Origin of the sequence: Pseudomonas protegens (assembly GCF_003363755.1) — a bacterium.
Classification (GTDB): domain Bacteria; phylum Pseudomonadota; class Gammaproteobacteria; order Pseudomonadales; family Pseudomonadaceae; genus Aquipseudomonas; species Aquipseudomonas danubii.
The window spans coordinates 2,729,628-2,746,295 of record NZ_CP031396.1; the positions used below are offsets into that span (position 1 = coordinate 2,729,628).

General features: G+C 63.8%; 20 protein-coding genes. 7 read left to right on the forward strand and 13 right to left on the reverse strand.

Annotated elements, in window-relative coordinates; all coding sequences use genetic code 11:
* Positions 1–162: 162 nt before the first annotated feature.
* The 4 genes from DWF74_RS12130 (at position 163) to DWF74_RS12145 (ending at position 5,315) form a co-directional block, all read left to right on the forward strand.
* Positions 163–405, forward strand: a complete 243-nt coding sequence (locus DWF74_RS12130) for an exodeoxyribonuclease VII small subunit (protein ID WP_011063724.1) — start codon at positions 163–165, stop codon at positions 403–405.
* Complete coding sequence (locus DWF74_RS12135; RefSeq protein ID WP_102882371.1) at positions 402–1,289, forward strand: polyprenyl synthetase family protein; 888 nt, start codon at positions 402–404, stop codon at positions 1,287–1,289. Before DWF74_RS12130 ends, DWF74_RS12135 begins: the two co-directional genes overlap by 4 nt.
* 112 nt (positions 1,290–1,401) lie before the next feature.
* On the forward strand, positions 1,402–3,303 hold the full coding sequence (dxs, locus tag DWF74_RS12140; RefSeq protein ID WP_102865299.1) for a 1-deoxy-D-xylulose-5-phosphate synthase: 1,902 nt from the start codon (positions 1,402–1,404) through the stop codon (positions 3,301–3,303).
* Positions 3,304–3,422: 119 nt separating this feature from the next.
* Positions 3,423–5,315, forward strand: a complete 1,893-nt coding sequence (locus DWF74_RS12145) for a TonB-dependent receptor plug domain-containing protein (protein ID WP_115581031.1) — start codon at positions 3,423–3,425, stop codon at positions 5,313–5,315.
* Positions 5,316–5,331: 16 nt separating this feature from the next.
* On the opposite strand, the gene DWF74_RS12150 is transcribed toward DWF74_RS12145, so the two are convergent.
* From DWF74_RS12150 to nrdR, 12 genes are all read right to left on the reverse strand, one after another.
* Positions 5,332–6,129, reverse strand: coding sequence for a cobalamin-binding protein (locus tag DWF74_RS12150; RefSeq protein ID WP_102865297.1), 798 nt, complete (start codon positions 6,127–6,129; stop codon positions 5,332–5,334).
* A complete protein-coding gene (locus tag DWF74_RS12155) occupies positions 6,129–6,548 on the reverse strand; it encodes an MFS transporter (protein ID WP_115581032.1) in 420 nt (139 codons plus the stop codon). The genes DWF74_RS12150 and DWF74_RS12155 overlap by 1 nt, the downstream gene beginning before the upstream one ends.
* Positions 6,545–7,162 (reverse strand): GTP cyclohydrolase II, encoded by a 618-nt coding sequence (gene ribA, locus DWF74_RS12160; protein WP_102865295.1) that lies wholly within the window; start codon positions 7,160–7,162, stop codon positions 6,545–6,547. Before ribA ends, DWF74_RS12155 begins: the two co-directional genes overlap by 4 nt.
* 113 nt (positions 7,163–7,275) lie before the next feature.
* A complete protein-coding gene (locus tag DWF74_RS12165) occupies positions 7,276–8,034 on the reverse strand; it encodes a substrate-binding periplasmic protein (RefSeq protein ID WP_102865294.1) in 759 nt (252 codons plus the stop codon).
* A 10-nt stretch (positions 8,035–8,044) separates the two neighbouring features.
* Positions 8,045–8,548: a phosphatidylglycerophosphatase A family protein gene (locus DWF74_RS12170; protein ID WP_102865293.1), complete on the reverse strand. Its 504-nt coding sequence runs from the start codon at positions 8,546–8,548 to the stop codon at positions 8,045–8,047.
* Positions 8,545–9,510 carry a thiamine-phosphate kinase gene (gene thiL, locus DWF74_RS12175; RefSeq protein ID WP_102865292.1) on the reverse strand — a complete coding sequence of 322 codons (966 nt, stop codon included), beginning with the start codon at positions 9,508–9,510 and terminating at the stop codon, positions 8,545–8,547. The genes DWF74_RS12170 and thiL overlap by 4 nt, the downstream gene beginning before the upstream one ends.
* An 18-nt stretch (positions 9,511–9,528) precedes the next feature.
* Positions 9,529–10,029: a transcription antitermination factor NusB gene (gene nusB / locus DWF74_RS12180; RefSeq protein ID WP_102865291.1), complete on the reverse strand. Its 501-nt coding sequence runs from the start codon at positions 10,027–10,029 to the stop codon at positions 9,529–9,531.
* Positions 10,026–10,502, reverse strand: coding sequence for a 6,7-dimethyl-8-ribityllumazine synthase (gene ribH / locus DWF74_RS12185; protein WP_003185938.1), 477 nt, complete (start codon positions 10,500–10,502; stop codon positions 10,026–10,028). The genes nusB and ribH overlap by 4 nt, the downstream gene beginning before the upstream one ends.
* Before the next feature lie 91 nt (positions 10,503–10,593).
* Positions 10,594–11,685 (reverse strand): bifunctional 3,4-dihydroxy-2-butanone-4-phosphate synthase/GTP cyclohydrolase II, encoded by a 1,092-nt coding sequence (gene ribBA, locus DWF74_RS12190; RefSeq protein ID WP_102865290.1) that lies wholly within the window; start codon positions 11,683–11,685, stop codon positions 10,594–10,596.
* A 16-nt stretch (positions 11,686–11,701) separates the two neighbouring features.
* Entirely contained in the window at positions 11,702–12,367 is a 666-nt protein-coding gene (locus DWF74_RS12195; RefSeq protein ID WP_102865289.1) for a riboflavin synthase, read from the reverse strand.
* 47 nt (positions 12,368–12,414) lie between these two features.
* Entirely contained in the window at positions 12,415–13,548 is a 1,134-nt protein-coding gene (gene ribD / locus DWF74_RS12200) for a bifunctional diaminohydroxyphosphoribosylaminopyrimidine deaminase/5-amino-6-(5-phosphoribosylamino)uracil reductase RibD (RefSeq protein ID WP_102865288.1), read from the reverse strand.
* Positions 13,545–14,009, reverse strand: coding sequence for a transcriptional regulator NrdR (nrdR, locus tag DWF74_RS12205; protein WP_019095943.1), 465 nt, complete (start codon positions 14,007–14,009; stop codon positions 13,545–13,547). The genes ribD and nrdR overlap by 4 nt, the downstream gene beginning before the upstream one ends.
* A 129-nt stretch (positions 14,010–14,138) precedes the next feature.
* Between nrdR and DWF74_RS12210 the strand changes: the two genes are divergently transcribed.
* Genes DWF74_RS12210 through trxA form a run of 3 tightly spaced genes read left to right on the forward strand, consistent with a single transcriptional unit; the run spans position 14,139 to position 16,208 of the window.
* Positions 14,139–14,597 carry a hypothetical protein gene (locus tag DWF74_RS12210; protein WP_102865287.1) on the forward strand — a complete coding sequence of 153 codons (459 nt, stop codon included), beginning with the start codon at positions 14,139–14,141 and terminating at the stop codon, positions 14,595–14,597.
* Positions 14,594–15,304 carry a class I SAM-dependent methyltransferase gene (locus DWF74_RS12215; protein ID WP_115581033.1) on the forward strand — a complete coding sequence of 237 codons (711 nt, stop codon included), beginning with the start codon at positions 14,594–14,596 and terminating at the stop codon, positions 15,302–15,304. The genes DWF74_RS12210 and DWF74_RS12215 overlap by 4 nt, the downstream gene beginning before the upstream one ends.
* Before the next feature lie 31 nt (positions 15,305–15,335).
* The gene (trxA, locus tag DWF74_RS12220; protein WP_115581034.1) at positions 15,336–16,208 is read left to right on the forward strand and encodes a thioredoxin; all 873 of its coding nucleotides are present in this window, start codon (positions 15,336–15,338) and stop codon (positions 16,206–16,208) included.
* Positions 16,209–16,300: 92 nt separating this feature from the next.
* Here the strand turns inward: trxA and DWF74_RS12225 are convergent, their stop codons facing one another.
* Positions 16,301–16,642 (reverse strand): hypothetical protein, encoded by a 342-nt coding sequence (locus tag DWF74_RS12225; RefSeq protein WP_102882381.1) that lies wholly within the window; start codon positions 16,640–16,642, stop codon positions 16,301–16,303.
* Positions 16,643–16,668 lie beyond the last annotated feature (26 nt).

The following is a 16,668-nucleotide window of genomic DNA, read 5'->3' on the forward strand; positions in this document are numbered from 1 at the left end:
CGCAGCGAAGACCTGCCGGAGCGTCTCGGCACCCCTGGAAAAACCCCGTGAAACGCTCAAGCCAGGGCCAGTGAAACGCGTGCCAGCGAGCGCTTCTCATTTGCCCGAAACCCCGGTGTCTGCTAGTGTCGCGCCGGTTTAACGTCAACCGGGATAGCCGCCATGGCCCGCAAAAAAGCTGCCTTAGATTTCGAACAATCCCTCGCCGACCTGCAAACCCTGGTCGAGCGTCTGGAGAACGGCGAGCTGTCGCTGGAAGACTCATTGACCGCCTTTGAACAAGGCATCGGCCTGACCCGTGATTGCCAGGCCGCCCTGGCCCAGGCCGAGCAGAAGGTGCAGATCCTGCTGGAGCGCGACGGCGAACTGGCCGAACAACCTTTCGACGCGGAACAGCCAGAATGATTGCCGCTTATCAGGCCACCAGCCAGGCCCGCGTCGACGCTGCAATGCACACCCTGTTCACCGCGCCAAGCCCCGAACTTGCCCGTCTTTATGAAGCCATGCGCTACAGCGTGATGAATGGCGGCAAGCGTGTGCGCCCGCTGCTGGCCTACGCCGCCTGCGAGGCCCTGGGCGGCCGGCCCGAGCAAGCCAACGGCGCGGCCTGCGCGGTAGAACTGATTCATGCCTACTCCCTGGTCCACGACGACCTGCCGGCCATGGACGATGACGACTTGCGTCGCGGCCAGCCCACCACCCACAAGGCGTTCGACGAAGCCTGCGCGATCCTCGCCGGCGACGGCTTGCAGAGCCTGGCCTTCAGCGCCCTGCTGGACCCGGGGCTGAGCGACGCCAGCGCCGAGATACGCCTGCGCATGGTCACCACCCTGGCCCAGGCCGCAGGCCCGGCGGGCATGGTGGGCGGCCAGGCCATCGACCTGGGCTCGGTGGGGCTCAAGCTCGATCAGAAAGCCCTGGAGTACATGCACCGGCACAAGACCGGCGCGCTGATTGAAGCCAGCGTGATTCTCGGGGCCCTGGCCAGCGGCCGGGCCGAGAAAGACGAACTCAAGGCCCTGCAGACCTACGCTCAGGCAGTCGGCCTGGCATTCCAGGTGCAGGACGACATCCTCGACGTCGAAAGCGATACCGCCACCCTGGGCAAGCGCCAGGGTGCCGACATCGCTCGGGACAAACCGACCTACCCGGCGCTGCTGGGCCTGGCCGCAGCCAAGGAATACGCCCTGGAATTGCGGGACCAGGCGCTGCATGCGCTGCGTCCGTTTGACGCAGCGGCCGAGCCCTTGCGCGAGCTGGCGCGGTATATCGTCGAGCGCCGCAGCTGATCGACTCCCGATAGCCGGACCGCATATCGGCCAAGTTCGGCGCTCCGCGTGGGCAGCTTGCGATGCATAAGGTAAACTGCCGCCTCTTTCTATACCTATAACGATTCGCCTGATGCCCACGACGTTTCATGAGATTCCCCGCAAACGCCCTACCACGCCGCTGCTCGACCGTGCCCAGACGCCGGACGGCCTGCGTCGGTTAGGTGAAGCCGAGCTGGAAACCCTGGCCGATGAGTTGCGCCTGGAATTGCTCTACACGGTCGGCCAGACCGGCGGGCATTTCGGTGCCGGCCTCGGGGTCATCGAGCTGACCATTGCGTTGCATTACGTGTTCGACACCCCGGACGACCGGCTGGTGTGGGACGTGGGTCACCAGGCGTATCCGCACAAGATCCTCACCGGTCGTCGCGAACAGATGGCCAGCCTGCGCCAGAAAGACGGCCTGGCGGCCTTCCCGCGGCGCTCCGAGAGCGAGTACGACACCTTTGGCGTCGGCCACTCCAGCACCTCCATCAGCGCCGCCCTGGGCATGGCCATCGCCGCCCGCCTGCAGCACAGCGAGCGCAAGGCCATCGCGGTGATCGGCGACGGCGCCCTGACCGCGGGCATGGCCTTCGAGGCGCTGAACCACGCGCCGGAAGTGGACGCCAACATGCTGGTGATCCTCAACGACAACGACATGTCGATCTCGCGCAATGTCGGCGGGCTGTCCAACTACTTGGCCAAGATCCTCTCCAGCCGCACCTACGCCAGCATGCGCGAAGGCAGCAAGAAAGTGCTGTCGCGCCTGCCCGGTGCCTGGGAAATCGCCCGCCGCACCGAAGAATACGCCAAGGGCATGCTGGTCCCCGGCACCCTGTTCGAAGAGCTGGGCTGGAACTACATCGGCCCCATCGACGGCCACGACCTGCCGACCCTGATCGCCACCCTGCGCAACATGCGTGACCTCAAGGGCCCGCAGTTCCTGCATGTGGTGACCAAGAAGGGCAAGGGCTTCGCCCCGGCGGAAGTCGACCCGATCGGCTACCACGCCATCACCAAGCTGGAACCCCTGGATGCTCCGGCGGCCGCACCGAAAAAGGCTGGCGGTCCGAAGTATTCCGGCGTCTTCGGCGAGTGGCTGTGCGACATGGCTGCCGCCGATCCGCGCCTGGTGGGCATCACCCCGGCGATGAAGGAAGGTTCGGACCTGGTGGCCTTCAGCGAGCGTTTCCCGCTGCGCTATTTCGACGTGGCAATTGCCGAGCAACACGCAGTGACCCTGGCAGCCGGCATGGCCTGCGAAGGCGCGAAGCCGGTGGTGGCGATCTACTCCACCTTCCTGCAGCGCGGCTATGACCAACTGATCCACGACGTGGCGGTACAGAACCTCGATGTGCTGTTCGCCATCGACCGCGCCGGCCTGGTGGGCGAAGACGGCCCGACCCACGCCGGCAGCTTCGACCTGTCCTACCTGCGTTGCATCCCCGGCATGCTGGTGATGACCCCGAGCGACGAGAACGAGTTGCGCAAGATGCTCAGCACCGGGCACCTGTACAACGGCCCCGCCGCCGTGCGCTACCCGCGCGGCACCGGCCCCAACGCGCCGATCGACAAGGACCTGGAACCGATCGAGATCGGCAAGGGCGTGATCCGCCGTCAAGGCAAGCAAGTGGCCCTGCTGGTATTCGGCGTGCAACTGGCGGAAGCCCTGCAAGTGGCCGAAAAGCTCGACGCCACCGTGGTCGACATGCGTTTCGTCAAACCCCTGGATGAAGCCCTGGTCCGCGAGATCGCCGGTAGCCACGAACTGCTGGTAACCATCGAGGAAAACGCCATCATGGGCGGCGCCGGTGGCGCGGTCAGCGAGTTTTTGGCCCGCGAAAGCATCCTCAAGCCGATCCTGCACCTGGGCTTGCCCGACGCCTACGTCGAGCACGCCAAACCGGCGCAGATGCTTGCCGAATGCGGCCTCGACGAAGCCGGCATCGAAGCTTCGGTGCGCCAGCGCCTGGAACTGCTGGGCCTGGCCTGATCCACAGCGGCTACCTGTAGCCGCTGCTGCACGCCCGCCATGCGGGCGTCGCTTTTGCTCCCTTCCTTATCCGGCTTCACAGACTGCGGCGAAGGCCGAGCCGCGCTAACGGAATAGCCATGAAACTCTCTCGCCTGGCCCTGCCGCTATGTCTCCTGCCCTGCGCCGATCTGCTGGCCGACACCTCCGAGCGCGATCAGGCCCTGAAACTGCCCGAGATGCTGATCAGCACCAACCGTCAGGTGGAAGCTCGCAACGACAGCAGCGCCGCCAACACCGTGTTCACCCGGGAGGACATCGACCGCCTGCAACCCAGCAGCCTGACCGATCTGCTGCAACGGGTGCCTGGTGTGCAAGTCGCCCGCAGCGGCGGACGCGGCAACCTGCCAAACATTTTCATTCGCGGCACCAACTCGGCCCAGAGCCTGGTGCTGGTGGATGGCCAGCGCATCAGCAGTTCATCCTCCGGCGACAGCAATCTGCAATTCATCAGCGTCGAGCAGATCGAGCGAGTGGAAGTGCTGCGCGGCTCGCGCTCGGTGATCTACGGCAGCGACGCCATTGGCGGGGTGATCCAGATCTTCACCCGGCGCGGCGCCGAGTCGGGACTGCATGGGCGCATGCGCGTCGCCGCTGGCAGCAACCAGACCTGGGAGCGCAGCCTGGGCCTTTCCGGCGGCGACGCCCAGACCCGCTTCAGCCTCGGCGCCAACCTGGATGAAAGTGCCGGAATCGACTGGACCCACGCCTCCTACCCAAGCGATGCGGATCACGATGGCTACCGCAACCAATCCCTGAGCTTCACCCTCAGCCATGCCCTCAGCGACGACCTGGAAGTGGGCTTCAACCTGCTGGATAACCGAGGCCGCAGCCGTTATGACAACCCGTTCGGCCCGGAGCAGGATCTTTACACCGACTTCACCGTCAGCAGCGTCAGCGGCTTTATCGATGCAATGGTTAATGATCACTGGCAGTCTCGACTGGAACTGGGCCACAGCGAGAACCGCGACCTCAAGCGCGATAAGCTCAGCGACCAAAACAGCGTGTTTAACACCTACCGCGACTCGCTCGCCTGGCAAAACGATCTGCGCCTGAATGCGCAGCACAGCCTGATCCTTGGCGCCGACTGGTATGAGGACCGACTCAATACCGGGCCGGCCTTTTTCATCGGTAGCACCCCGCTGTACTTCGCCGAAGACAGCCGCTGGAATCGTGGAGCCTTTATCCAGCATCGGTTTCAAGGCGAGAGCTTTTCCACCGAACTGGGCCTGCGCCGTGACCAGAACCAGCAGTACGGCAGCCAGAACACCTGGAGCGGCACCCTGACCCTGCCACTGAATCCGGACAACGACCTGCTGCTGTCCTACAGCGAAGGCTTCCGTGCGCCGAACTTCAGCGACCTGTATTACCCAGGCTTCAGCAACCCGGACCTCAAGCCGGAGCACTCCAGGAGCTACGAACTGCAATGGCGCAGCCAACTGACGCCAAGCAGCCGCCTGGAAACATCGGTGTACCGTACCGACATCAGGGACGCGATCATCTTCGACTTCGGCGCGCAGCGCCCGGAGAACATCGGCTCGGCGAGGATCAATGGCCTGGAAACGGCCCTGAAGCAGGAGTGGTTCGGCTGGCAGAGCAGCCTTGGCGCCGCCATCATCGACCCACGCAACCGTCAGAGCGGAGAGCAACTGCCACGCCGAGCCAGGCGCACCCTGAACCTGGATCTGGACCGGCAGTTCGAGCAGTTGGGCCTGGGCGCCAGTTGGCAGTTGGTAAGCGATAGCCGTGAAGATCAAGCTCCGCAGAAGCAGGCGCGACTCGGCGGCTATGGGCTGGTTGGATTGCGCAGCAGCTGGACCGTCAATCGCGAGATCAAACTGGACCTGAAGCTCGACAATTTTTTCGACAAGTCCTACTCCCGAGCGCTCTACAGCTACCAAGGCGGCGACTATGGCTACCGCACCGAAGGCCGCACCTGGATGCTCGGCGTGACCTGGACGCCCGAGCTGTAAGATCCGCCGAAGGGGCTCAGCGCTCAGGCGCGATCAAGGCACAGAGCTTGGCCGTCGCCGCGATCATCTGCCCGCTGGGTCGCTCCAGCCCCTTGTCCCTCACCAGCAACAGCCGCCCCTGCTGCACCGCCGCGATCTGCGGCCAGGCCTTCCAGGCATCCAGCTGCCCCTGGGCGGTGGCCAGGATCGCCTGCGGATTACGCTGCAACACCGATTCGATGCTGACCTGGGGCGCCGGCAACGACTGGTCGGCAAACACATTGCGGGCGCCACAGACGCTAAGGGCTTCGCTGATGATCTGGCCACCGCCCACGGTATACAGCGGCCGGTCCCAGACCTGGTAGAACACCGGCAATGCCGGTTCGCGGTGATAGCGGGCACGCAAACCGGCCAGTTGCCCGTCCAACTCGGCGGCCAGTTTACGAGCGGCCGCCGAGCGCCCCAGACGCTCGCCGATTTCGGCGATCTGCGCCGTCAGTTGCTTGAAGTCATGAGGCTCGGCGACATAAGTGGGGATCCCCAGGCGCGCCAGTTGATCGCGCTGGACCGGGCCGACGCTGCCCGGCCAGAGCAAAAGCAAATCCGGTCGAAGGCTCAGCAGACGCTCGATATCCAACTGGCCGTAACGCCCTACCGAAGGCAGGTCCTTGAGCGGTGCCGGCCGCTCACCGGCATCCAGCACGCCCACCAGCAAGTCGGAAGCCCCCAGCTCGACGACGATTTCCGAGAGTGACGGCGCCAGGCTGACCACCCGCTGCGCCGCCAGTGCCGGTGTGCCGACCAGCAGGCACAGGACCGCCAGCCAGCGCCACATCAGCCAAGCTGACGAGGAATACGGTAGAGGTAGAACAGCACTGCGCTGGACAGGGCCAGGAGCATCAGCGGCACCGCTTCCAGGCCGACGAACACCGCCAGGGCACCGATCCAGGCTGGCAAGGATGCCGCCAGGAAGGCGGCACGACGACGGGCCGCCAGGGTGATCCAGGCGGCAGGTTCCTCAGGGGTATCCAGGGCCTTGCCAGCGGCGATCAAGGCATGTTTGTAGCCGTTGAAAAAACGCAGGCTGACGAACATCGAGGCCGTACCGGCGATAAAGAATGGCATCGCCAGCACTGGCATCAAGGCCTCGCCCTGACCAAACACCAGGTTGATCACAAACAGCGGCAGCAAGGCCAGGGCCAGGTATTGCCACCAGCTAACGGTCAGACGCCGTTTGACTTGACCCCGAGTCACGCGCGGTCGACCTCGCCCTGGTGCTCGTTGCCCATCATGTGGTCGAGCTTGCTGGCCTTGGTCGCCAGGTACAGCTTGTTGTGGGGGTTGTGCCCGGTGTGCAGCGGCACCCGCTCGGCAACCTGGATGCCCATCTCGGTCAGTGCCTTGACCTTGCGCGGGTTGTTGGTCATCAGGCGTAGGGACTTGACCCCCAGATGCTCGAGCATCGGCAGGCACATGCCGTAGTCACGCTGGTCCGCGGCAAAGCCCAGGCGCTCGTTGGCTTCCACGGTATCGGCGCCACCATCTTGCAGCTCATAGGCACGGATCTTGTTCAGCAGGCCAATGCCGCGACCTTCCTGACGCAGGTACAGCAGCACCCCGCGACCTTCCCGGGCGATGGCCCGCAGCGCGGCTTCCAGTTGCGAGCCGCAATCGCAACGCTGGCTGAACAGGGCGTCGCCGGTCAGGCATTCGGAGTGCAGGCGGCCGAGAACCGGCGCGCCATCGGCGATGTCCCCCAGGCTGAGCACGACGTGCTCGCGACCGGTGGCTTCATCGAGAAAACCATGCATGGTGAATTGCGCAAAAGGCGTAGGCAGCTTGGAAGCGGCAACAAAAACGACGGGCACTGTTGTGCTCCTGATCTGTATGAGGACTGGAGATTCGCAGAGGCGGCATTGTAACAGCAGCCTCCACTGCACGCTTAGGCTGAATTATCGGAGATAAAGATCGATAAGTTTGATCAACGGACCGCCGGACGCGGACTCCCATCAAAGGGATAAGGCTGCTTCCAACGCTCGAAGATTGGCCGTAATCGCCCTGTACTCACCAACTGCGCCATACGCTGGTCATACAGCTCGCGCATTTCCCGGCCCCGGGGATTACTGGCAAACCCCAGGTACAGCGGCAGCTCGGCCAAATGGGTGCGCTTGAACTGGCTCGGGTCCTGAGCCTGGCTCAGCACATAATCGATCTCGGTCTGGGCATCGATATAGTAGTCAGCGCGACTGTAGAGCAGCATCGGCAGGATACCGACACGGCGCCGGATCTCGTTGTAGCGGCGAACATTGGGCAGGTAGTCCTGGTACTTGTAGCCACGCACCCAGACCAGCCGGTAACTGCCGAGCGTCGCCAGGCTCAGTTCCGGACTGCTCGCCAGGCCCAGGGCGTAGATGTGGTCCGTGTCGTAGTTCCAGTGCGGGTACAACACGCCCGGCGATTCGTCGCGATAAGCCCCAACCTGTGCATCCACCTCGCCGCGCTGCACCAACCCGACCGAACGGGTATAAGGCACGCTGCAACGCTCGATGGTGATTCCCACGGGCTCGAAGACTTCGCGCAGGATGGCCCAGGCCAACCCATCGCCGTCGGCCTCGGTGTATTCGCTCCAGACCTCACTGGCGATGCGAATCTGCCCGGATGGCGCCTGCAGCTCGCCGGCCCGGACGCTGCAACAGCTCCAGGCAACCAGCAACACCAGCAGCACGCGGCAGACATCCATGCCTAATTCCTCAGTTGAAGCACCACACCAGCCCTTGCATCGCCAACCAGGCAAACACGCCAGCCAGCACATCATCGAGCATGATGCCGACACCGCCATGCACATGCCGGTCGACCCAGCGAATCGGCCACGGCTTGAGAATGTCGAAGAAACGGAACATTAAAAACCCCGCCAACAGCCAGTACCAGCCCTCGGGCACCAGCCACAGGGTGATCCACATACCGACCATTTCGTCCCAGACGATACCTTCGTGGTCATGCACCCGCAGATCGTCGGCGACCTTGCCGCACAGCCAGAAGCCGAACAGCATGGTGACGCCGAGCATCAGCCAGTAGCCCCAGTCCGGCAACATCTGCCACAGCGGGATAAAGGGTAGTGCAACCAGCGAGCCCCAGGTGCCTGGCGCCTTGGGCAAGGTGCCGGAACCAAAACCGAACGCCAGGAAATGCCAGGGATTACGCCAGACCGACGGCGGTACGAACTCCGCCGGGACCTGTTTGGGATGATCTGTCACGGTGTCTCCGCAAAGTGTTGATAACCCCGAGTGCCGGGGGTGATGTCCTGGCCGCCGGCGTCCAGCAGGGTCACACCCTGCCCGGCCACCACTTGCCCCACCACCTGCACCGGCCAACCAGCCGCCAACAGCGGCGCCAGCTCGGCAGGCGGCAAGGTAAAGGCCAAGACATAGTCATCGCCGCCACTCAAGGCCGCAGCGCGGGCACCCTGTTCTCCAAGAAAGCTCAACAATGCTGGCGACAGTGGCAGTTTCTCCACCTCCACCTGCAAGGCGACCTTCGAAGCGGCCGCGATATGCCCGCAATCGGCCAGCAGGCCATCGGAGATATCCAGGGCCGAGGTGGCCTTGCCCCGCAGTGCCTGGCCCAGGGCCAATTGCGGTTGCGGTGACCAGTAGTGAGCCAGCAAGGGGGCGGCGATGCTTGCATCAGCGCTGCGCTGGCCCAGGACCAGCGGCAGGGCTCCGGCGGCATTGCCCAGCTCACCGCCGACGCACAGCAAATCACCCACACGGGCACCACTGCGGGTCAGGGCAAGGCCCGCGGGCACTCGCCCGAAGACGGTCAGGGTCAAGGTCAGCGAGCCACGAGTGGTGTCGCCACCGATCAGGCGCACGTCGCAACTCTGGGCCATGGCGTTCAGGCCACGGGCATAGGCCTGCAGCCAATCGGCGCTTACCGTCGGCAGGGTCAGGGCAAGGGTAAAGGCCAGCGGGGTGGCGCCCATGGCAGCCAGATCGCTGACAGCCACCGCCAGGGAGCGTTGGCCTAAAAGATAGGGGTCGCAGGGATCGGCGAAATGCACACCGGCCACCAGGGTGTCGGTGGAAATCGCCAACTGCTCGCCCGAAGCAACCGCCAGCAAGGCGCAGTCGTCACCAATCCCCAGGGCAACACCCTCGCCGCCTTGAGCACAAGGCGCGGCAGCGAAGAAGTTACGGATCAGCTCAAACTCGCCCATGGCAGCTGCAAGCGCGGTTCAGCGCTTGAACGCCTTCACTTCAGCTTCACGCAGGCGTGGGGCCAGCTTGTCGAGAACACCGTTGACGAACTTGTGGCCGTCGGTGGAACCGAAAACCTTGGCCAGTTCGATACCTTCGTTGATCACAACGCGGTACGGCACGTCGACGCGCTTGAGCAATTCCCAGGTGGACAGCCGCAGGACCGCCAGTTCAACCGGGTCCAGCTCATCGATGGCCAGGTCCAGGCAAGGCACGAGCGCGTTGTCGATCTCGTTCTTGTTGGCCGGAACTCCGTGCAGGATCTCCCGGAAGTAGGCGCCGTCGATGTCAGTGAAATCGTTGTCGACCCGAAACTGCGCTTCGATCTCGTTCAGCGAATGCTTGGCCATGTGCCATTGGTACAGCGCCTGGGTCGCGAGCTGACGGGCTTCGCGACGCTTGGCGCTCTTGGATGGCTTGCCGGCGTTGGCAGGCTTGGGATCGCGCGGGTTGAAACGATCGCTATCGTCGCTAATCACTTGGCCTCCAACTGCGCCAGCAGGCTGACCATTTCCAGGGCGGACAAGGCAGCTTCGGCCCCTTTGTTGCCGGCCTTGGTGCCGGAACGTTCGATAGCTTGTTCGATCGAATCAACGGTCAGCACGCCGAAGGCCACTGGCACGCCGAACTCCATGGACACCTGGGCCAGGCCCTTGGTGCATTCGCCGGCTACGTATTCGAAGTGCGGAGTACCGCCACGAATGACCGCGCCCAGGGCGATGATCGCCGCGTATTCACCCTTCTGTGCGACTTTCTGCGCGACCAACGGAATTTCGAAGGCGCCAGGGGCACGGATGATGGTGATGTCGCTTTCGCTCACGCCATGGCGAACCAGGGCGTCAACCGCGCCGCTGACCAGGCTTTCGACGACGAAGCTGTTGAAACGGCCGACCACCAGGGCATAGCGGCCTTTAGGGGCGATGAAGGTACCTTCGATGGTCTTCAGGGTCATTCGACAAATCTCTTAAAGAGCCAGAGCGTGTCTAGCACACGCTCTTCAGTGATATTTGAACCGCGAATTTCAAGCCGGAAACGACCGGCTTTTATTCGGAGGGCACGTATTCTACAACTTCCAGGTCGAAACCGGATATCGCATTAAACTTCATCGGCGCACTCATCAGGCGCATTTTACGTACGCCCAGATCGCGAAGGATCTGCGAACCGGCACCGACGATGCTGTAGGTGGTGGGTTTCTTCACCGGCTGGTGTTCCGCGGTTTCACGGATGTGCGCCAGCAGTACATCGCCATCCAGCGGGTGACCCAACAACAGCACCACGCCACTGCCGGCCTCGGCCACTTTGACCATGGCCGCGCGCAGGCTCCAGCGGCCCGGCTGCTTGACCATCAGCAAGTCGCGCAGCGGGTCCATGTTATGCACGCGCACCAGGGTCGGCTCTTCAGCACAGATATCGCCCAGGGTCAGGGCCATGTGCACGTCGCCTTCCACCGAATCACGATAGGTCACCAGATTGAACTGGCCCAGTTCGCTGTCCAGGGGCTGCTCGGCAATCCGCTGAACGGTACGTTCGTGGATCATCCGGTAGTGAATCAGGTCGGCGATGGTGCCGATCTTGATGTTGTGCTCGGCGGCGAAGGCTTCCAGTTCGGTACGACGGGACATGGTGCCGTCGTCGTTCATCACTTCGCAGATCACCCCGCTTGGCTCGAAACCGGCCATGCGCGCCAGGTCGCAGGCGGCTTCGGTGTGGCCGGCACGGGCCAGGGTACCGCCGGGTTGGGCCATCAGCGGGAAGATGTGACCCGGGCTGACGATGTCCTCGGGCTTGGCGTCCTTGGCCGCTGCCGCTTGTACGGTACGCGCACGGTCAGCGGCAGAGATGCCGGTGGTCACGCCTTCGGTGGCCTCGATGGAGACGGTGAACTTGGTGCCGAAGCCGGAACCGTTGCGCGGCGCCATCAGCGGCAGCTTGAGCAGCTCGCAGCGCTCGCGGCTCATGGGCATGCAGATCAGGCCACGGGCGTGCTTGGCCATGAAGTTGATGTGCTCGGCCTTGCAGCACTCGGCGGCCATGATCAGGTCGCCTTCGTTCTCGCGGTCTTCGTCATCCATGAGGATGACCATCTTGCCTTGGCGGATGTCTTCAACCAGTTCTTCGATGCTGTTGAGCGCCACGCGGCACCCCCTTGAGTCAGGATTTGAGATAGCCGTTAGCGGCCAGAAAACTTTCGGTAATGCTGCTGCCGGTGGTGGCTTCGGCCGCCTTGTCACCCAACAGCAGGCGTTCCAGGTAGCGCGCCAGCAGGTCGACCTCGAGGTTGACCTGCCGACCCGGCCGGTAGTCGGCCATGATGGTTTCCGCCAGGGTGTGGGGCACGATGGTCAGCTCGAACTCGGCGCCATTGACCGCGTTGACCGTCAGGCTGGTGCCGTCGACGGTGATCGAGCCTTTATGGGCGATGTACTTGGCCAGTTCTTTCGGTGCGCGGATACGGAACTGAATGGCCCGGGCATTTTCTTCCCGCGCCACCACTTCGCCGACACCGTCGACGTGACCGCTGACCAGGTGACCGCCCAGGCGGGTGGTCGGGGTCAGGGCTTTCTCCAGGTTGACCCGGCTGCCGGCCTTCAACTGATGGAAGGCCGTGCAATCGAGGGTCTCACGGCTGACATCGGCCCAGAAACCGTCACCCGGCAACTCGACTGCGGTCAGGCAGACGCCGTTCACCGCGATGCTGTCGCCCAGTTTGACGTCGGCCAGATCAAGCTTGCCGGTTTCTACATAGACCCGCACATCTCCGCCTTTTGGGGTCAATGCGCGAATGCTGCCGATGGATTCGATGATGCCGGTGAACATGGAGTCCTCCTCGAGAACAGGGCCGCCGGGTAGGCGAAAGTCGGGAATTATACGCTCGCTGGCGGGGTCGGGATGGCAGTGACTCGCCAGTCATCGCCCACTGCACGCATTTCAATGATCTTGAGCAACGGTGCCTCGCTCATCTGCGCCAGCGGCCAGTCCAGCAACGGCCGCGCCGAGGAACCGAGGAACTTGCCGGCGACGAAGATCTGGTACTCGTCCACCAGCCCCTGCTGGGCAAAGGCTCCCGCCAGCCGCGGGCCGGCTTCCACCAGCACTTCATTGACGCCACGGGCGGCCAGCTCCAACAGCAAGCGATGCAGGTCGACCTGGCCATCGGGGCCGGGAACGATCAGGCACTCCGGGCCGTTGGCATATTGCTCTTCCACGGCCGCACAGGTGGCCACCAACACCGGTCCGGCCTTGAAGAACGGCGCGTCGAGAGGCACCCGCAAACGGCCATCGATCAACACCCGCAGCGGTGGGCGACTCATGGCCAGGGCAGTCTGCTCAGGGTCCAGGCCCAGCTCAGCGGCGCGCACGGTCAGCCGGGCGTCATCCGCCAGCACTGTGTCGGCACCGGTCAGCACCACCGAAGATTCGGCCCGCAGACGCTGCACCGCGGAGCGGGCAGCAGGCCCGGTAATCCATTGGCTCTCGCCACTGGCCATGGCAGTGCGACCGTCGAGACTCATCGCCAGCTTGACCCGCACATAAGGCAGGCCGTGCTCCATGCGTTTCAGGAAACCCTTGTTGATCCCCCGGGCCTCGGCTTCCAGCACTCCGCTGTGGGTGTCGATGCCGGCCTGGGCCAGACGCTGCAAGCCGCGCCCGGCCACTTCCGGGTTCGGGTCCTGCATCGCCGCAACCACCCGCGCCACCCCGGCATTGACCAGGGCATCGGCGCAAGGCGGTGTGCGGCCGTGATGGCTGCAAGGCTCGAGAGTCACATAGGCCGTGGCGCCACGGGCCAGTTCCCCGGCGGCACGCAGGGCATGGACTTCAGCGTGGGGTTCACCAGCCCGCACATGCCAGCCTTCGCCTACCACCTGGCCGTCGCGAACGATGACACAGCCGACGCGGGGGTTGGGATGGGTGGAATACCGGCCCTTGCGCGCCAGTTCCAGGGCACGGGCCATGTAGTGCGCGTCGAGTACCGCTTGCTCCGGGGACAGGCTCATTGCTTGGCCGGCTCGCGGGCGAGACGGTCGATCTCTTCGCGGAATTCGTTGAGGTCCTGGAAACGTCGATAGACCGAAGCGAAACGGATATAGGCGACTTCATCGAGCTTCTGCAGCTCGGTCATCACCAGTTCACCCACGACCAGGGATTTGACTTCGCGCTCACCAGTGGCCCGCAGCTTATGCTTGATGTGCACCAGCGCCGCCTCCAGACGCTCGACACTGACCGGGCGTTTTTCCAGGGCGCGCTGCATACCGGCGCGCAGTTTTTCTTCGTCGAAGGGCTGACGGCTGCCGTCAGTCTTGATCAGGCGCGGCATCACCAGTTCGGCAGTTTCGAAGGTGGTGAAACGTTCACCACAGGCCAGGCATTCACGCCGGCGGCGCACCTGTTCGCCCTCGGCGACCAGACGCGAGTCGATGACCTTGGTGTCGTTGGCACCGCAGAAGGGACAGTGCATGGTGGCAGGCAACAAAAAAAGGGAGGGCCATGGTAGCGCATCCCACTGGCAAGACAAGCCATAGCCTTTACGGTATACAGACCGACTATTATGTTTCGCACATGGACATTCGCCTTGTTGGAGCTTCAGATGCCGCTCAGACCGCTCGTTTTGCTCAGTCTCGTCAGCCTGCTGGTCGCTTGCAGCAGCGATGCCCCAAAACCTGCGGCCCCCTCTTCTTCACAGCAACAGACCACGCAAAAAAATCAGGAACCTGCCGATCTTGGGCCCTTGCCGGCCTACCAGCGCGAACTGAGCGGTACCCTCGACGGGGTGCCGGCCGGCGCCAACGTCGAACTGGCGCTGTTGGTAATCGATGAGCGCGGCCGTCCGCAACGCTTGCTGGCCAGCAACAACTTGACCGGTACCAACCAGGCCCTGCCCTTTCGCCTGCGTTTCGCTCCCGACGCCTTCCCCGCCGGCGCCCGGGTCGAACTGCGCGGCCGCGCCAGCCAATCCGGCCAGTTGATCCTGCACCTGCCGGCAGTACGCATCGACCAACCCACCACCCAGGCCCTGGGACCACTGCAATTCGTCAAAGCCCCATGAAGGTACCGCTCGACCTGCAAGACGCCCTCAGCGAGCTGCTGGGTGATGCGCAACTGGTGGCCTGCGAGCTGCCCGACACGCGCCTGAAACTCTGGCTGATCGACGCCCAGAACATGGACCGCGCCTTCACCCCGGAAGAAACCCGACGCATTCTCCATGAACCGCCTTACTGGAGTTTCTGCTGGGCCAGCGGCCTGGCCCTGGCCCGCTACCTGGCCGAACACCCGCACTGGGTGCAAGGCAAGCGGGTGCTGGACTTCGGTGCCGGCTCCGGGGTGGCGGCGATTGCCGCGGCCAAGGCTGGTGCCCTGGAAGTGGTGGCTTGCGACCTCGACCCACTGGCCATCGCCGCCTGCCGGGCCAACGCTGCACTCAACGACGTTGAGCTGAGCTATTCAACGGACTTTTTCGCCGAGGCTGATCGCTTCGACCTGATCCTGGTGGCGGACGTGCTCTATGACCGAGCCAACCTGCCGCTGCTGGATGAATTCCTCAGCCGCGGCCGCGAAGCCCTGGTGGCGGATTCCCGGGTCAGGGACTTCCAGCACCCGCTGTATCAGCGCCTGGAAATGCTCAACGCCCTGACGCTGCCTGACCTGGCCGAGCCTTGGGAGTTTCGCAATGTGAGCCTGTATCACGCGCAGCGGCCATTCACCGGCGACCCGGCTGCCACGGGCAATAGCGATCTACTTCGCGCAACTTTATAGTGGTTCCATTCCCGCTTATTCGAGATACCCCATGAGTCAGGACACGCCGTATATCTTCGACGCCCGCACCGCTGATTTCGACCAGTCGGTGATCGAGAATTCCTTCCACAAACCGGTCCTGGTGGACTTCTGGGCAGAATGGTGCGCGCCCTGCAAGGCGCTGATGCCGATGCTGCAACAGATCGCCGAGAGCTATCAGGGCGAGTTGCTGCTGGCCAAGGTCAACTGCGATATCGAGCAGGACATCGTCGCCCGCTTCGGCATCCGCAGCCTGCCCACCGTGGTGCTGTTCAAGGACGGTCAACCGGTGGACGGCTTTGCCGGCGCACAACCGGAATCCGCAGTACGGGCGATGCTCGAACCCCATGTGCAGATGCCGCCACCCCCTGCCGCCGACCCGCTGGAGCAGGCCGAAGCCTTGTTCAGCGACGGCCGGATCGGCGACGCCGAGGCCCTCCTCAAAGTGCTGCTGGGGGAAGACAACAGCAACGCCAAGGCCCTGATTCTCTACGCCCGCTGCCTGGCCGAGCGCGGCGAACTGGGCGAAGCCCAGACCGTGCTCGACGCGGTCAAGAACGATGAACACAAGGCCGCCCTGGCCGGTGCCAAGGCGCAGATCACCTTCCTCAAGCAGGCCGCGGACCTGCCGGATGCCGCCGACCTCAAGGCGCGCCTGGCCAAGGACCCGCTGGATGACGAGGCAACCTACCAGCTGTCGATCCAGCAACTGGCCCGCCAGCAATACGAAGCGGCGCTGGAAGCCTTGCTCAAACTCTTCATGCGCAACCGCAGCTACAACGAAGGCATTGCCCACAAGACCCTGCTGCAAGTTTTCGACCTGTTGGGCAACGATCACCCATTGGTGACCGCGTATCGCCGCAAACTGTTCGCCGCGCTGTACTGAGACTGATCTGCCGGCTGATGGAGGAGCTGGCTTGCCAGCGAAAGGGTTCTGACAGACAGAACCCATTGGCCAGCAAGCTGGCTCCTACAGGATCATTGCACCCAGCTGTAGAGCGGCGTATCGGCGCCGCTGATCACCTTGACCTCGGCGCAGTGGCGCAAGCGCACCAGCAAACGCTTGCCCGCCGCCGCGCTGCCGGTCAGCCCCTGCAACTGCTCCAGCAACTCGGGCCCGCTGATCTGGCCCGCCTTGCGCAACAGATCCTTGGCGGTCTGCCACAACGCATCGTCCTGACTGGCCGGCCGGGTAGCTACCGCGACACTTTCAGGCTTGGCCGCCTGCAACTGCGCGCCCAGTTGCGCCCAATCGCCTTCGTCCAGTTCCAGGGTCAAATCCACCGGCCAATCGCCGATGCTTCCACGAATCCGCAACATCGCTGTGCTCCCACATTTTTCTGACG

Bases quoted from the DNA above. Each gene is read 5' to 3' on its own strand.
- DWF74_RS12210 (WP_102865287.1), top strand. From the start codon at position 14,139: ATGCCGCTCAGACCGCTCGTTTTGCTCAGTCTCGTCAGCCTGCTGGTC.
- DWF74_RS12130 (WP_011063724.1), top strand. From the start codon at position 163: ATGGCCCGCAAAAAAGCTGCCTTAGATTTCGAACAATCCCTCGCCGAC.
- thiL (WP_102865292.1), bottom strand. From the start codon at position 9,510: ATGGGCGAGTTTGAGCTGATCCGTAACTTCTTCGCTGCCGCGCCTTGT.
- DWF74_RS12225 (WP_102882381.1), bottom strand. From the start codon at position 16,642: ATGTTGCGGATTCGTGGAAGCATCGGCGATTGGCCGGTGGATTTGACC.
- nrdR (WP_019095943.1), bottom strand. From the start codon at position 14,009: ATGCACTGTCCCTTCTGCGGTGCCAACGACACCAAGGTCATCGACTCG.
- DWF74_RS12145 (WP_115581031.1), top strand. From the start codon at position 3,423: ATGAAACTCTCTCGCCTGGCCCTGCCGCTATGTCTCCTGCCCTGCGCC.
- DWF74_RS12215 (WP_115581033.1), top strand. From the start codon at position 14,594: ATGAAGGTACCGCTCGACCTGCAAGACGCCCTCAGCGAGCTGCTGGGT.
- DWF74_RS12195 (WP_102865289.1), bottom strand. From the start codon at position 12,367: ATGTTCACCGGCATCATCGAATCCATCGGCAGCATTCGCGCATTGACC.
- dxs (WP_102865299.1), top strand. From the start codon at position 1,402: ATGCCCACGACGTTTCATGAGATTCCCCGCAAACGCCCTACCACGCCG.
- trxA (WP_115581034.1), top strand. From the start codon at position 15,336: ATGAGTCAGGACACGCCGTATATCTTCGACGCCCGCACCGCTGATTTC.
- ribH (WP_003185938.1), bottom strand. From the start codon at position 10,502: ATGACCCTGAAGACCATCGAAGGTACCTTCATCGCCCCTAAAGGCCGC.
- DWF74_RS12150 (WP_102865297.1), bottom strand. From the start codon at position 6,129: ATGTGGCGCTGGCTGGCGGTCCTGTGCCTGCTGGTCGGCACACCGGCA.
- DWF74_RS12135 (WP_102882371.1), top strand. From the start codon at position 402: ATGATTGCCGCTTATCAGGCCACCAGCCAGGCCCGCGTCGACGCTGCA.
- DWF74_RS12165 (WP_102865294.1), bottom strand. From the start codon at position 8,034: ATGGATGTCTGCCGCGTGCTGCTGGTGTTGCTGGTTGCCTGGAGCTGT.
- ribD (WP_102865288.1), bottom strand. From the start codon at position 13,548: ATGAGCCTGTCCCCGGAGCAAGCGGTACTCGACGCGCACTACATGGCC.